This window comes from Celeribacter baekdonensis (assembly GCF_003047105.1).
Classification (GTDB): domain Bacteria; phylum Pseudomonadota; class Alphaproteobacteria; order Rhodobacterales; family Rhodobacteraceae; genus Celeribacter; species Celeribacter baekdonensis_B.
Genome location: NZ_CP028472.1, coordinates 251430 through 266070 on the forward strand (window position 1 = coordinate 251430; position 14641 = coordinate 266070).

Genomic DNA, 14641 nt, shown 5'->3' on the forward strand with positions numbered 1-14641 from the left:
CCAAAGGGAGGCTACAATGGTAGCAACATCAAGCTCAGTAGGATCCGGTGCCGCCGGTGCCGCAACATTCATCGGCTCAACCAGCCGCCGTTACAACTATTTCGAACCGCGCGGCAAACGGGCAACCCATTACGAGGACGTCACAGTTGACGTGCAACCCGATCCCGAGCGCTACCTGATCCAAGACTGGATCATTGAATTCGAGGGCGGAAAAGGCGGCGGGGCCTACACGAAAGACAGCACGGCCGCGCTGTCGAGCAACTGGCACGCTTTCCGCGCCCCCGACCAGGAATGGGAACGCACCCACTATCAGCGCCAGTCCAAGATCGAGAGCATGGTGCAAAGCGTGATCACCAATGCGCGCCGCGCCGGTGCGCCGCGGTCTTTCGACAAAAACTGGCAGATGATCCTGCAAAAACATCTGGGCGCATGGAAACATGCGGAATTTGGCCTTGGCACCTCGCTGATGCAGGCGCAGCGCTATGGCTACTCCCAGATGATCAACAACGCCACTTTGACCAACTCCTCGTACAAGATGCGCCTTGCCCAGGACATCACCTTGTATCTGGCCGAAATCGGCATGGATCTTGAAGGCTGGGACGATGAGTTGGGCAAAAAATGCTGGCTTGAAGATCCGATCTGGCAGCCGACCCGCGAAGCGATCGAGACGATCATGGGCTGTGAGGATTACCTTGAGCAATATTTCGCGATCAACATCGTGTTCGAACCTTTGGTCGGCGAATTGATCCGGTCTGGTTTCTTCATGCAAGCCGCTGCCGCCAACAATGATTTCATCACGCCGCCGGTGATCTCGGCCGCAGAAGCGGATTACGAGCGCAACCTCGCGAACACCGTGGACCTGATCTACCTGTTGGCAAACGATGAGCAATACGGCGATCACAACCGCAAGCTGTTCAAAGGCTGGCTCGCCAAGCACCGCGACTTGGCCGACAAAGCCGCCATTGCGTTGCAGCCGATCTGGTCGCAGCCGCATTCCAAGCCGGTCTCTTTCGAAGATGTCAAAGCGGTTTCGCAAGAGCGGATCAGCCAGATCATCACTGAGCTGGGTCTCCTCTAATCCTCTGAAAGGAATGAAAAAATGTCTAGCAATGCCCGTGATTCTTCCAAGCAGAACATTTTTAAGTCGATGAAGGACATCACCTTCGATCAAACGATTTCACACCAATGTGGGATCACCATGAACGACTCCGTCGAGGCCCGTGCCATCGCGGAATTCATGGGGCAGGATCCGAATGTGACGGTCACCTATAACCCGGCAACCATCCGGGTGGATGGCGAAGGCAAGCTGATCTTCAAAATGGATGAGATCAGCGAATTCTTTGGCCGGGAAATGACGGCGGAAATCTTTGAGGTGAACACCTCCACGCATTATGGCCGCATGGTCCGCGTGGATGACAACATGGTGATCCTCTTCGGCAATATGGACGACGTGTTCGAATATATTTGATGGCGCAAGGACGGGAGGGCGCGGTTCTGCGCGCCCTCTCACCCAACATCCAAACCAACACAAACGCACCACGACACTTTGGGAGGAAACCATGTTCAAGACACCTGAGGGGAAAGAGATTTTCGTACTCGACGGGCACACCCATTTTTGGGACGGCAGCCCCGAAAATCAGGCGAATATCCACGGCAAGCAATTCATTGATTGCTTCTACGCCTATCACACCAACCTGAGCCCATCTGAAGAGCTTTGGGAAAAATCGAAGTTTGAAAAATACAGCGAAGATGACATCTATCGCGATCTCTTCGTTGATGGCCCGGATGACATGGCGATCATCCAATCGACCTATCTCAACGATTTCTACAAAGAGGGTTTCTCCTCAATCGAGCGCAGCTCGTCGATGGCGGCGCGTCATCCTGAGCGCTTCATCGTCAACGGCTCGTTCGATCCGCGTGATGGCGAAAAGGCTCTGGAATACATCCACTACATGAAAGAGACCTTCGACATTAAGGGCGTGAAAATGTACACGGCCGAATGGAATGGCGACAGCAAGGGCTGGGCGCTGAATGATCCGGCCGCCTACAAGTGCTTTGAACTCTGCGAGAAGCTGGGCATCAAGAATGTTCATGTTCACAAGGGCCCGACGATCACGCCCCTGTCGATGGATGCGTTTGATGTGCGCGATGTCGACTATGCGGCGACGGATTTCCAAAACCTGAACTGGATCATCGAACATTGCGGTCTGCCGCGTTTGGATGAGTTCTGCTGGATCGCGACCCAGGAAACCAATGTCTATGGCGGTTTGGCCGTGGCACTGCCGTTCATTCATTCGCGTCCGCGTTATTTTGGCGAGATCATGGCGGAGCTGTTGTTCTGGCTGGGTGAAGACAAGCTGTTGTTCGGCTCAGATTATGCGATCTGGACGCCGAAATGGTTGGTCGAAAAATTCTGGGACTATCAGATCCCCGAAGACATCGCCCAAGAACGGGGTGTGCAATTGACCGATGAGATCAAAGAAAAGATCCTCGGTCTCAATGCGGCACGTCTGTACGACATTGATGTGAATAAGAAAAAAGTCGAATTGGCCGGGTCACCGGTTCAGATTGCGGCGGAGTGATCCGATGCTGGTGTCCACTCTTAAAACAGAGCTGGAACTCGACGTCTGGGACTGTCTCGAAGCGGTGACAGACCCCGAGCTCGACGAACCCATTACAGACATGGGTTTCGTCGAGAGCGTCGACGTTTTGGATGCAAGAACGGTGCGAGTCGAATTTCGACTCCCCACCTACTGGTGTTCACCGAATTTCGCCTTTCTGATGGCCTTTGGTATCCGCAAGGAGATCTCCGCGCTGCCTTGGGTCCAAGAGATGACCGTTCAACTGAACGACCATTGTTTTGGCGATGAGGTCAATGAAGGTGTGAACAGCGGGCGCAATTACCACGATATCTTCGCCCAGTATTGCAAGGGAGAGCGACTGGACGACGTGGTTACGAAGTTTATGTCCAAAGCCTTTGACCGGCGGCAAGAGGTTGTTTTGCTGGGTCTTCAGGCGCTTGGGCATAAGGCAGAGGATATCGTGTCAATGCCGTTGGCGGCGCTTCAGCGGATTGAATTCACAGGCGAAGAAGAACTGCGGCAGACGCCTCGGTATCTGGACTTGCTCCTGTCTCAAGGTTTGGCGGTCAACCCGGATGATCTGGCTTTTCCGACTTGGGACGGACGACCCATAGATGCCGCCGCGCTGACCGCGCATCTTGTCCACCTCCGCAGCACCCGCATCAATATGGAGTTCAACGGCGCGATGTGCCGGGGGCTTGCCAAAACACGCTACAAAGAAGTCGAGATCGGCCCCGAGGGGCCAACGCTGGTTGATTTTATTGCAGGGCGTGTGCCGCCCCGCGACGGAGCCAACGCGGGGCGATAAGTCTCTGATAAAATAAACGTTTTAGGAGGAAGCCTGAGAAATCTCTTGGGCAGAAGGAGGAAGATATGGCTAAACTCATGGTGCATGGAACGACCGCGAGGGAGTGTTTGGCCCGCGGTGTGGCACGGCTTGCCGCAGCGGTTGAGCCCACGCTCGGGCCGAAAGGTCTCAATGCAATGATCGACCGCCCGGTGGGAACGCCACTTGTGACCCGAGACGGCGTGAGCATCGCATGCGAAATCGAACTGAGTGATCGTTTTGAAAACATGGGCGCTCAGGTGGTCCGCGAAGTGTCGATGCAGACCAACGATGTGGCCGGCGACGGCACCACGACGGCGATTGTTTTGGCGAATGCGTTGATCCAAAAAGGCGTGGAACTGGCCAAAACCGGGGTGAAGCCGGTCGATCTGTGCAAAGGGATTGATCTGGCCGTGCAAGAGATCATCAAGGCGATTGATGCCTCCTCACGCGATTGCGAGGCGCACCCTGAGTATCTTGAAGCCGTGGCGCAGGTGTCCGCGACGGACCCGACCTTAGGCGCTTTGGTTGCCGAAGCGTTTCGTCGGGTCGGGAAAAGCGGTGTCATTTCCGCCGATTTCGGAGTGACCATCGAGACGACGATGGATGTGGTCGAGGGCATGTCCATCGAGCGCGGATATATCTCGCACCACATGGTCACGGACCGCGAAAACATGGAAGCGGTGCTGCGGCATCCGCTGATTTTGATGACCGATCAGAAAATTCTTCAGCCTGAGGTATTGGACACAGCCATTTCCATCGCGGATGGCGAAAACCGCCCGCTTATGATCATCGCGGAAGAAATCGCACCCGAGGTGGTGATCCGGTTGCTGGAGGGCGGCGGTGCAGGGAAATACCTGATCGTCCATCCGCCCGAGTACGGCCATTGGCGTACCGCGATGATGGATGATCTCGCCATTCTGACCGGCGGTGAGGTTTTGGCCCGCGATCTTGGCAAAAAGATCGAGAAAGTCACGCGCGCACAGCTTGGCGGGGCGGAAGTGGTGCGCTCACATGCCTCTGGCACCTCGATCCTGCGGGGAGAGGGCAATTCTGAGGCGATCACAGCCCGCCGCAATCAGGTGAAACGGCAATATGACGTCGCCCCTCCGAACGTCGAAAAAGACAAGTTGCGCGAGCGGCTGTCCAAACTGACGGGGGCAGTGCGATCATCTATGCGGGCGGGTTCACCCCGGTCGAACAAAAGCGGACGATCCAGTTGATCGAGGATGCTCTGTGCGCTGTGCGCGCGGCGGCCGAGGACGGTGTTGTTGCGGGCGGTGGCACCGCCTTGGCACAGATCGCACCCTGTCTGGATGCAATCAAAGCCGAGGGAGACATCGCCAAAGGTGTGGCCTTGGTGCGTTCGATCCTGACCCAGCCGGTGCAGCGTATTGCCAGCAATGCGGGTGCGGATGTTGACGCTGTGGCGAAGGCCGTTGTCGACGGTGCCACGGGCCACGGCTTTAACGCGGCGACCGGCGAGTTTGGCGACATGTATGCGATGGGGATCATTGACCCCGCGCGTGTCCCGGCATCAGCCCTGGTGAACGCGGCTTCTGTCGCTCAGCTGATCCTGACAACCGAAACGCTTGTTGGGGATCTTGCGGAAGGCGAAGCCGATCCGACCGAGGGCCCTGCGCGCGGGGGCGGTGCCGAGCTTTTGGGCCGTCCCTGACCTCGTTTGTGAATGAAATGGTGGCCGACCTCGTCACGGGGTCGGTCTGAACAGTCGGAAGGAACCTGACCATGAAAGCAGCAAGACTCTACGAATATGATCCCACGATGAAGGTGCAGCTGAAGATTGAAGACGTACGTCCTCCCACGATCACAGCGCCGGATGAGGTGATCATCAAGGTCGGTGCAGCCGGCTTGTGCCGCACCGACCTGCATATCATCGAAGGTGTGTGGAAAGACATCATGGATACCGGGGGCAATCTGTTGCCTTATATCATGGGCCATGAAAATGCGGGCTGGGTCGAAGACGTGGGCAGTGCCGTCACCTCGGTGAAACCCGGCGATGCAGTGATTTGTCACCCACATCGCAGCTGCGGTATCTGCCTGAGCTGCCGGTATGGCCATGATATGTATTGCGATCACGGACTGTTCCCGGGTCTTGGTTTGGACGGCGGCTTTGCCGAATATTTCAAGACCAGCGAAAGTTCAGTCATCAAGCTGAACACCGGCATCACCCCGCTCGAAGTTGCGCCGATGGCGGATGCGGGTATCACCGCCTACCGCGCGGCCAAAAAGGCGGCAAAACTGCTGAATCCTGGGGGCTACGTTGTGCTTGTGGGCATTGGTGGGCTTGGCCATATCGCGTTGCAAGTGCTGAAACACACAAGCGGCGCGCGGGTGATTGCGGTGGATTGTGAACCTGCCGCACAAGTGCTTGCCAAAGAATTGGGCGCGGACATCGTTCTCGACGGCGGAGCTGACCTGATCGAACAGGTGAAAGAAGCGACCGGCGGCGGCGCACATGTTGTGATCGACTTTGTCGGTGAACATGGCACCCAAAACATCTGTTGGAAACTGCTCCGCCAGGGTGGCGAATTGATCATGGTCGGCTATGGCGGCACCGTCGAAGTGCCGACGTTGGAATTGGTCGCGAACGAAATCAAGATCGGCGGCAGCCTTGTGGGAGACTTTGTTGAGCTGGTCGAACTCATGGAAATGAATGCCGACGGCAAGGTGAAGATGCACCAGACCGAATACAGTCTCGACAACATCAATCAGGCCATCGTCGATTTCAATGAACGCAAGTTTACCGGTCGTGGGGTGATTGTCCCCTGAGGTCCCGGACCGGTGAGTCAACGCGCAAGGGATCGTCCCATTGACCTTGCCGATGACATCAGCCCTGCGACCGCATCCTCGCTCTCGGTCGCAGGGCATTTAAAACTTTCAAGCGTAGAGGACTGAAAATGGCAAAAGCAATTCACTCCATGATCCGGGTGCTCAATGAGCCCCAATCTGTCGCCTTTTACCGCGCGGCCTTTGGGCTGGAGGTCGCCGAGCGGATCGACTTTGACGATTTCACGCTCATCTATCTGTCCAACACAGAGGCCACATTTGAACTGGAGCTGACGGTCAATAAGGGCACAACCGCGCCTTACGATCTGGGCAACGGCTACGGCCATCTGGCGTTCAGCGTCGAAGATCTTGAGGCCGAACACGCCCGTTTCGAGGCGGCGGGGTTTGCCCCGCGCAAGGTGGTTGATTTCAAAAGCAATGGCAAAACGCTGGCACGGTTTTTCTTTGTTCAGGACCCGGACGGGTACCAGATCGAAGTTCTGCAGCGCGCTGGCAGATATCAGTAAAATTGAAAAGGGAGGAAAACATGTCTCTTCGCAAGCAAGGTATGACGCGCCGGCAATTGTTGTCGCAAAGCGCAGTCTTCGGCGCCAGCTTCGCCATCGGTTCCGGTTTTGTTGCGGGCCGGGTGGAGGCCGCGAACTGGGCTTTGGAGGTCGACCATCTGACGTCCGAAACCATGGCGACGCTGATCCAAATGGCGCGCGATATTTATCCGCATGATCAGGTCTCTAACGCATATTACGCCATCGCCATGAAAGGCTATGACACGCCCGAGGCCGCCGAGACCATCGAAGCCAATATCGCGGCTTTGGATGCCGCTGCAAAGGGCATCGGCTACGGGCGCTACATCGACGTGGGGTGGGAACGTGACCGGGTGGATCTGTTGCGCGCGATGGAAAACAGCCCGTTCTTTCAACAGATCCGCGGTGGGTTGGTGACCGGCCTGTACAACCAAAAAGCCGTCTGGCCGATCTTTGGCTACGAGGGCGAGAGCTTTTCGCAAGGCGGATACATTGACCGCGGTTTCGATGACATCAATTGGCTTTGAGGGGTTTGAACAATGACTGCACCTTTTGATCTGAATGACGATAGCGTTGTCGTCATCATTGGCACCGGGGCCGGTGGCGGCGTGTTGGCCAATGAATTGGCACAAAAAGGAATTTCGGTTGTCTCGCTGGAAGCGGGCGGGCGGTATTTGCCCGAGGATTATATCAATGACGAATGGGACAGCTTTGGTCAGTTGGCCTGGACGGACCCTCGGTCGACCTCGGGCGACTGGCGCGTGGCCAAGGATTTTTCGGGCCTGCCTGCCTGGATTGTAAAGGCGGTTGGCGGCACGACGACCCATTGGGCGGGGGCGTCTTTGCGGTTCCAGGACCACGAATGGAAACCCAAAACGACCTATGGTGATGTGCAAGGCGCAAACCTGTTGGATTGGCCAATCGACCCGCGTGAGATGGACGATTACTACACCAAGGCAGAAACCAAGCTGGGCGTCACGCGCACGGGTGGCCGGGCAGGTTTGCCGGGCAACAACAACTACAAAGTGTTCGAAGCCGGGGCAAAGGCCTTGGGCTATAAAGAGGTCCACACGGGCCGGATGGCGATCAACTCGGCCGAGTATGATGACCGCATGGCGTGCCAACAAACCGGATTTTGTTTTCAGGGCTGTAAGTGGGGCGCAAAATGGTCCTCGGCTTACACTGACATTCCCAAAGGCGAAGCGACCGGGCATCTGGAAGTGCGTGAACGGTGCCATGTCATGCGGATCGAGCATGATAAAAAAGGCAAGGTGAGCGGTGTCGTCTATGTCGATGCAAAAGGCAAACAGCACGAGCAAAAGGCGCGGATTGTCTGTGTTGCCGGGAATTCAATCGAAAGCCCGCGTCTGCTGCTGAATTCGGCCTCCTCGATGTTCCCCGATGGTTTGGCGAACAGTTCGGGTCAGGTCGGGCGCAACTACATGCGCCACATGACCGGATCGGTATACGGCGTGTTTGATCAGCCGGTTCGCATGTGGCGTGGCACCACCATGGCCGGGATTATCCAAGACGAAGCGCGCCATGATCCGTCGCGGGGATTTGTCGGCGGCTATGAGATGGAGACGCTGTCTCTGGGTCTGCCGTTCATGGCGGCCTTCCTTGATCCGGGCGGTTGGGGCGTGAGTTCACCACGGCGCTCGATCACTATGAGAACATGGCTGGGATGTGGCTTGTCGGCGAAGATATGCCGCAAGAAACCAACCGGATCACGCTGAACCATGATATAAAGGATCAACATGGGTTGCCGGTGGCGAATGTGCACTTTGATGATCACCCGAACGATATCGCAATGCGCAGTCACGCGTATAAACAGGGTATTGCCGTGTACGAGGCCGTGGGCGCCACCCGCGTTTTCCCAACGCCGCCCTATCCATCGACCCATAATATGGGCACGAACCGGATGTCTGAAAACGCGCGTGATGGTGTGGTCAACAAGCATGGTCAGTCGCATGACATTGCCAACTTGTTTGTCTCGGACGGCAGCCAATTCACCAGCGGCGCGGCGGAAAACCCGACGCTCACCATTGTGGCATTGGCGATCCGGCAAGCCGATTACATCGCATCCGAAATGGGCAAAAAGGCGCTCTGAACGCGTCTCTTGCGTTAGATTAGGGCATCTCGGGACCCTGAGATGCCCGTCCCGTGCTTTAAAATGTATGGGCCAAAACTATATGTTTCACTTTAAAGGGAGGAAACCATGGACGGAAATAATCAGCATCGCGCGGGCAAATGTCCGGTTATGCACGGCGCAACCAATGCTTCGGGGCAAGGCAACCGGGACTGGTGGCCCAATCAGCTCAATCTACGGATTTTGCATCAACACACCCCGGCGTCGAACCCAATGGGGCCAGATTTCAATTATGCTGAAGAGTTCAAAAAACTCGACCTGAAAGCGGTCAAGGCCGATTTGACGGCTCTGATGACCGACAGCAAAGACTGGTGGCCTGCGGATTACGGTCATTATGGTCCGTTTTTCATTCGCATGGCGTGGCATTCCGCCGGCACCTATCGGACCGCGGATGGACGTGGCGGGGCCTCAACAGGCACTCAACGTTTCGCGCCGCTGAACAGCTGGCCGGACAACGGCAACCTTGACAAAGCCCGCCGTCTGCTGTGGCCGATCAAGGAAAAATACGGCAATGCGCTGTCTTGGGCCGATCTGATGATCCTGGCCGGAAACGTCGCGATCGAAAGCATGAACGGCAAGACCTTTGGCTTTGGTGGCGGTCGCCAAGACGTGTGGGAACCCGAAGAAGACATTTACTGGGGTTCGGAAACCGAATGGTTGGGCGACAAACGCTATTCGGGCGAGCGCGATTTGGAAAATCCGTTGGCCGCTGTGCAGATGGGTCTGATCTACGTCAATCCCGAAGGTCCGAACGGCACGCCTGATCCGATCGCTTCTGGCCGTGACATCCGCGAAACCTTTGCACGGATGGCGATGAACGATGAGGAAACGGTCGCGTTGGTGGCAGGCGGCCACACGTTTGGCAAAGCACATGGTGCCGGTGATCCCGCGCTCGTGGGGGCGGAACCTGAGGCGGCCCCGCTGCAAGAGATGGGCTTTGGCTGGAAAAACGCACATGCCTCTGGCAAAGGCGTGGACACCACCACCTCGGGCATCGAAGGCCCTTGGACCGCGAACCCGATCGAGTGGGACAATGGCTATTTCGACCTGCTGTTCGGCTATGAGTGGGAGCTGACCAAAAGCCCGGCTGGCGCGCATATTTGGCATGCCAAGGACCTGTCTGAGGGCGATCACGCGCCGCAAGTCGACGGGTCGAGTGCGACGGTTCCAGTCATGATGACAACCGCCGATATGGCGATGCGGATGGACCCGATTTATGGGCCAATCTCGAAACGGTTCCATGAAGACCCCGAGGCGTTTGCCGAAGCCTTTGCGCGCGCCTGGTTCAAACTGACCCACCGCGACATGGGGCCAAAAGCGCTCTACCTTGGTGATGAGGTTCCCGCCGAAGATTTGATCTGGCAAGATCCGATCCCAGCGGCGGATCATCCCCTGATCACGGATGCGGATGCCACTGCCCTCAAAGCAGAGATCCTGTCCTCAGGCCTTTCTGTCTCGGATTTGGTCTTTGTCGCATGGGCTTCGGCCTCGACATTCCGGGGGTCGGACAAACGTGGTGGCGCCAACGGGGCGCGTATCCGACTGGCACCGCAAAAGGATTGGGAGGCGAATGATCCTGCCCGTTTGGCCAAGGTTCTGGACGCGCTGAGCACGATCCAAACGGGTTTCAACGCCAAGCAAAGCGGTGGCAAGGCCGTGTCTTTGGCGGATCTTATCGTGTTGGGTGGCAATGCGGCCATTGAAAAGGCGGCCAAAGACGGCGGCACTGCCGTTTCGGTGCCCTTCACGCCGGGTCGTACGGATGCCTCCGCTGAGCAAACCGATGCGGAGTCCTTTGTGCCGATGGAACCTGTCGCGGATGGGTTCCGCAACTACGAAAAAGCCGCCTATACCTATCCTGCCGAGGCGCTTTTGGTGGACAAGGCACAGCTCTTGGCATTGAGTGCGCCGGAAATGACCGCCCTGGTTGGCGGCATGCGGGCGCTTGGGGCCAATCAAGGCGGATCGGACCACGGCGTTTTGACCAAACGTCCCGGCACGCTCAGCACCGATTTCTTCGTCAACATTCTGGATATGGACACCGAATGGGTGCCGGTGGATGACTCTGAAACGCTGTTCGAAGGGCGTGACCGGGCATCGGGGGCAAAGAAATGGAGTGCGACGCGGGTTGATCTGGCTTTCGGATCGAACTCGCAACTGCGGGCTTTGTCCGAGGTCTATGGCAGCCGCACAAATGCGCAAGGCTTTGTAAAAGACTTCGTTGCGGCATGGGTCAAGGTGATGGATGCGGACCGTTTCGATCTGCGTTGATCCGAGTTGAATAAGAGTGCCAGAGGCCGGATTTCGGCCTTTGGCAGACCTCGGTCTTGGCCTTTCCTGCGTCGGAAATGCGCCTTTGGCACAGGCCACCGCGTGTTCTCGTCCGTATCTGCGGAGAAAACGTTGTTCAGTTTCTGCACACTCATGCCCCGATACTGTGGAAATGAGGCGTCTCGCAGAAGGCTGCATCCATCTGATCCGTTGCATCTTTTTCCAAAATACGGCGTGTTTCAGTCTTTTTCGTCATGAAATTGCTGATGTGTTTCGCGGATCTACGCCCGTCTTTTCTCTTGGTGAGACGAGACAACTACTGCTAATCTTTTAATCAGGGAGGAACTGAAATTGGATATTTTCTCGAAGAGAGAAGGTCCACGTGCGGAAGATGTGAAGGCAAAGCGCCTGATCTCTGAAAATATGCCCGTGATCCGCAAACTCGCCGACCAGCTCAGCGGCGGTGGCTACACCCGTATGCGCCAACAAGAGGCGAAACGGCGCGAGACGCCTAAGCTCGACGGGTTGATGATCTATGATCTCAAAGCCGCTGTACGCAATGACGTTGCCGACCCCTATGTGAAAGTCAGCCTGAACAACCGCGTTGTGTTGGCGGATAAATCCAGTGGGCTGCAGATTCAGATGCTGGGCGAAATTCGCGGTAACTTCATGTCTAAAAAACTGGTTCTTGCAACCAAGGAAAACGGATTTTTCTCCCCGCTTGATGACGCTCTTTACGCCCTGTTGAAACACTTGGAAGGCGTTGAGATCACTCGCGAATTCACCGAAAAGGATCTGGCGAATGAGCTTGAGACTGTGTTGGACCTGAAAAGCACGTGAGTACAGGCGCGCTTTTTGAATCTTCAGCTATGAGAAAGGAAGGCGTGTTCTCTCATCATGACCCGTACAAGTTATTACAATATGCAAAATGACAAAGCTGCGGGGCTGATATGCGGTTCCGATTATTCGGAACAGCATACCCGTGAGGCGTGGGAGCGCTTTGTGTCCTCCGGTCAAAATGCTGAGGCGCGACCTGACACTGTGCGCGAGGAAATCCTTGCCTCATGGCAGCGCAGTCGGGAACTCGGGGTCAATGCCGGGGGGCAGGCGTCGCGCAAGATCATTGACGAGAACGGGGTGTTCCTGCGCCAAGAACGCAACGCCGCTTTGCGCAAGGCGGCCTCGGCCGCCTTTAAGCGCCTTGAACCCTATCTCAGAGAGGCCAAAACGATCTTGATCCTTGCGGATGATCAGGGCGTCATCATCGACGCCATTGGCGACGAGTTGATCCTGGACGAAGGTCAGGGCATCCATCTTGAGATCGGTGGAGATTGGAATGAACAAACCATCGGGACCAACGGCATTGGCACCGCGCTGAAGACGGGAAAGCCCGCCTATGTGCATGCCGCCGAGCATTTCGTGGAAGGCGTACAGGCTTGGACCTGCGCGGGTGCGCCGATCCGCGATCCGTTTACGCAAGAGGTCATCGGCGTTGTCGATCTGTCTGGTCCGCCCCAGATTTTCCGACAGCACAATATTGCTCTGGTTTTGGCCTCAGCCCGCGAAATTGAGATTGCGCTCGCAGAGCAGCAGAAAGACGAGCGCGCCATGTTGCTCGAAGCCTTCATGATGTCCGAATACAGTCGGGTGCATCGGGGCGTGATCCTGCTGGATAAAAACGGGCACATCCTGTTTCGGCGTGGGGTTGATGAGAAAACCTTGTTACAGTCCAAAGAGTTAGAGGTCGGTCACAAGCTGTTGCCAAAACTTGAGGAGCTGTCAGACGGGGAGATCACGCGCCTTCTGCCGCTGAGTATAGAGACGGAAGGTGTTGAGCGGTTGAAGTTTGAGGGCATCTATCGCGGAGCGGCGTTGTTTCTAAAGAATAACAACAGTGCGGCGCGTGTGCCTGCGTCTTGTACGATCAAACCGCGCAACAATGTGGCGGAGAATGAGATTCAGATCATCGGCAGTTCGCCCAAGATGGTGGACGCGATTGAATTGGCCGAACGGGTGGCGCAAGCCAATGTTTCCGTGCTGATCCACGGGGAAACTGGGGTCGGCAAAGAGCTGTTCGCGCGGTTGATCCATAGTCGGTTGCCGCGAGAAAAGGCACCTTACGTGCCGGTGAACTGTGCGGCAATTTCCGGCGAACTGATCGGGGCCGAACTCTTTGGCTATGAGGACGGGGCTTTCACCGGGGCAGTGCGTGGCGGACGCGCGGGCAAGTTTGAATTGGCCGATGGCGGCGTGCTGTGTCTTGACGAAATCGGTGACATGCCGATTGAATTACAGCCCTATCTGCTGCGGGCGCTTGAACAACGCGCGATCTATCGGGTCGGTGGAAGTCAACGCCGCCCGGTGGACGTTCGGCTGGTGGCGATGACAAACCGCGACCTGCGGCAAGAGATCGAAAAAGGCAATTTCCGGCGCGATCTGTTTTATCGCGTGGGTGTGGTGACCATTGAAGTGCCGCCCCTGCGGGATCGCGCGAATGACTTACTTGAACTGGTTACGCATTTTTCGGACAGCTATGCCAAGGAAACCGGGCGTCCGCCGATGACCTTCTCTGAGGAGGTCATCAAACGGTTTATGGCCTATCAATGGCCGGGCAATGTGCGTGAATTGCGCAATGTGGTGCAGCGGGTTTATCTGATCAAGACAGATGACATTGTCCGCCTGAGGGACTTGCCGCCCGAACTACAGGACGATTTCGCCAGCTGCGAAGAAGATCCGCTTCCGAACATTCTCAAAGGCCATTCTGGTGATCTCGAAAGCATTGAGGCCTCGGCCATCCGTCAGACAATGATTTCGGAAAACGGCAACTTGACGCGGGTTGCGGCGGTTTTGGGGATTTCTCGCCCGACGCTATATCGCAAAATGAAGCAATATCACATTCGCAAGCCGTCCTCATCTGAGGCTTAAGGGTTATGCGCTATGCAAAGAGGCCAGGCCTTGGGCGCTGGCCTCTTTATGTTTCTGCCGTCAGGCGACTTTTTGCAGCCGATGAAATTGGGCCCCAGCGTAGATCAAAGGCTCGCCTGCGGTCTGAACGACATCTTCGATGCGGCCGATGAAAATCCGGTGGGTGCCGGACGTTGTTTCGGTCAAGACATCACAAGACAGGCTGGCAAGCGCCCCCGGCAGACGCGGTAATCCGCGCGGGCACTCTTGCCAGTCGCCAATGTCGAACTTGGCAAGCCCGCTGTGCCCATTCGCCCCGGCAAAAGTCATGGCCACATCACTTTGATGTTGGGCCAGCAATTGCACACTAAAGCGACCAGATCGGATGATTTCCGAACAGGTGCCGGTGCGATTGTTGACGCAGACCAAAAGGCTCGGAGGGGCGTCACTGACTGAACAGACGGCGGTGGCGGTGATGCCACGGCGCATCTCGCCGGTGCCGGTTGTGATCAATGTCACCGCCCCCGGAAACAGCCCCATTGTGGTGCGAAAGGTTGCTGTGTCGATGGTCATG

General features: G+C 56.5%; 11 protein-coding genes and 2 pseudogenes. 12 read left to right on the forward strand and 1 reads right to left on the reverse strand.

Going from position 1 to position 14641, the window contains the following annotated elements; genetic code table 11:
* Window positions 1-16: 16 nt before the first annotated feature.
* The 12 genes and pseudogenes from DA792_RS01190 to DA792_RS01245 all read left to right on the forward strand — a co-directional run bounded on the left by DA792_RS01190 (window position 17) and on the right by DA792_RS01245 (window position 14088).
* The gene (locus tag DA792_RS01190; RefSeq protein WP_107717658.1) at window positions 17-1078 is read left to right on the forward strand and encodes an aromatic/alkene monooxygenase hydroxylase subunit beta; all 1062 of its coding nucleotides are present in this window, start codon (window positions 17-19) and stop codon (window positions 1076-1078) included.
* 21 nt (window positions 1079-1099) lie between these two features.
* Complete coding sequence (locus DA792_RS01195) at window positions 1100-1468, forward strand: MmoB/DmpM family protein (protein ID WP_107717660.1); 369 nt, start codon at window positions 1100-1102, stop codon at window positions 1466-1468.
* Window positions 1469-1559: 91 nt separating this feature from the next.
* Window positions 1560-2582: an amidohydrolase family protein gene (locus tag DA792_RS01200; protein ID WP_107717662.1), complete on the forward strand. Its 1023-nt coding sequence runs from the start codon at window positions 1560-1562 to the stop codon at window positions 2580-2582.
* Window positions 2583-2586: 4 nt separating this feature from the next.
* The gene (locus DA792_RS01205) at window positions 2587-3390 is read left to right on the forward strand and encodes an iron-sulfur cluster assembly protein (protein ID WP_107717664.1); all 804 of its coding nucleotides are present in this window, start codon (window positions 2587-2589) and stop codon (window positions 3388-3390) included.
* A 65-nt stretch (window positions 3391-3455) separates the two neighbouring features.
* A pseudogene (groEL, locus tag DA792_RS01210) lies at window positions 3456-5086 on the forward strand (chaperonin GroEL).
* A gap of 71 nt (window positions 5087-5157) precedes the next feature.
* Entirely contained in the window at window positions 5158-6201 is a 1044-nt protein-coding gene (locus DA792_RS01215; RefSeq protein ID WP_107717666.1) for an NAD(P)-dependent alcohol dehydrogenase, read from the forward strand.
* Window positions 6202-6329: 128 nt separating this feature from the next.
* Window positions 6330-6725: a VOC family protein gene (locus tag DA792_RS01220; protein ID WP_107717668.1), complete on the forward strand. Its 396-nt coding sequence runs from the start codon at window positions 6330-6332 to the stop codon at window positions 6723-6725.
* A gap of 20 nt (window positions 6726-6745) precedes the next feature.
* Complete coding sequence (locus tag DA792_RS01225; RefSeq protein WP_107717670.1) at window positions 6746-7270, forward strand: Twin-arginine translocation pathway signal; 525 nt, start codon at window positions 6746-6748, stop codon at window positions 7268-7270.
* 12 nt (window positions 7271-7282) lie between these two features.
* A pseudogene (locus tag DA792_RS01230) lies at window positions 7283-8853 on the forward strand (GMC family oxidoreductase).
* A gap of 108 nt (window positions 8854-8961) precedes the next feature.
* Window positions 8962-11163: a catalase/peroxidase HPI gene (gene katG, locus DA792_RS01235; protein ID WP_107717673.1), complete on the forward strand. Its 2202-nt coding sequence runs from the start codon at window positions 8962-8964 to the stop codon at window positions 11161-11163.
* 351 nt (window positions 11164-11514) lie between these two features.
* On the forward strand, window positions 11515-12003 hold the full coding sequence (locus DA792_RS01240; RefSeq protein ID WP_107717676.1) for a hypothetical protein: 489 nt from the start codon (window positions 11515-11517) through the stop codon (window positions 12001-12003).
* A gap of 57 nt (window positions 12004-12060) precedes the next feature.
* On the forward strand, window positions 12061-14088 hold the full coding sequence (locus DA792_RS01245; RefSeq protein ID WP_107717678.1) for a sigma-54-dependent Fis family transcriptional regulator: 2028 nt from the start codon (window positions 12061-12063) through the stop codon (window positions 14086-14088).
* 60 nt (window positions 14089-14148) lie between these two features.
* Here the strand turns inward: DA792_RS01245 and DA792_RS01250 are convergent, their stop codons facing one another.
* On the reverse strand, window positions 14149-14640 hold the full coding sequence (locus tag DA792_RS01250; protein WP_159075129.1) for a flavin reductase family protein: 492 nt from the start codon (window positions 14638-14640) through the stop codon (window positions 14149-14151).
* Window position 14641: the final 1 nt, after the last annotated feature.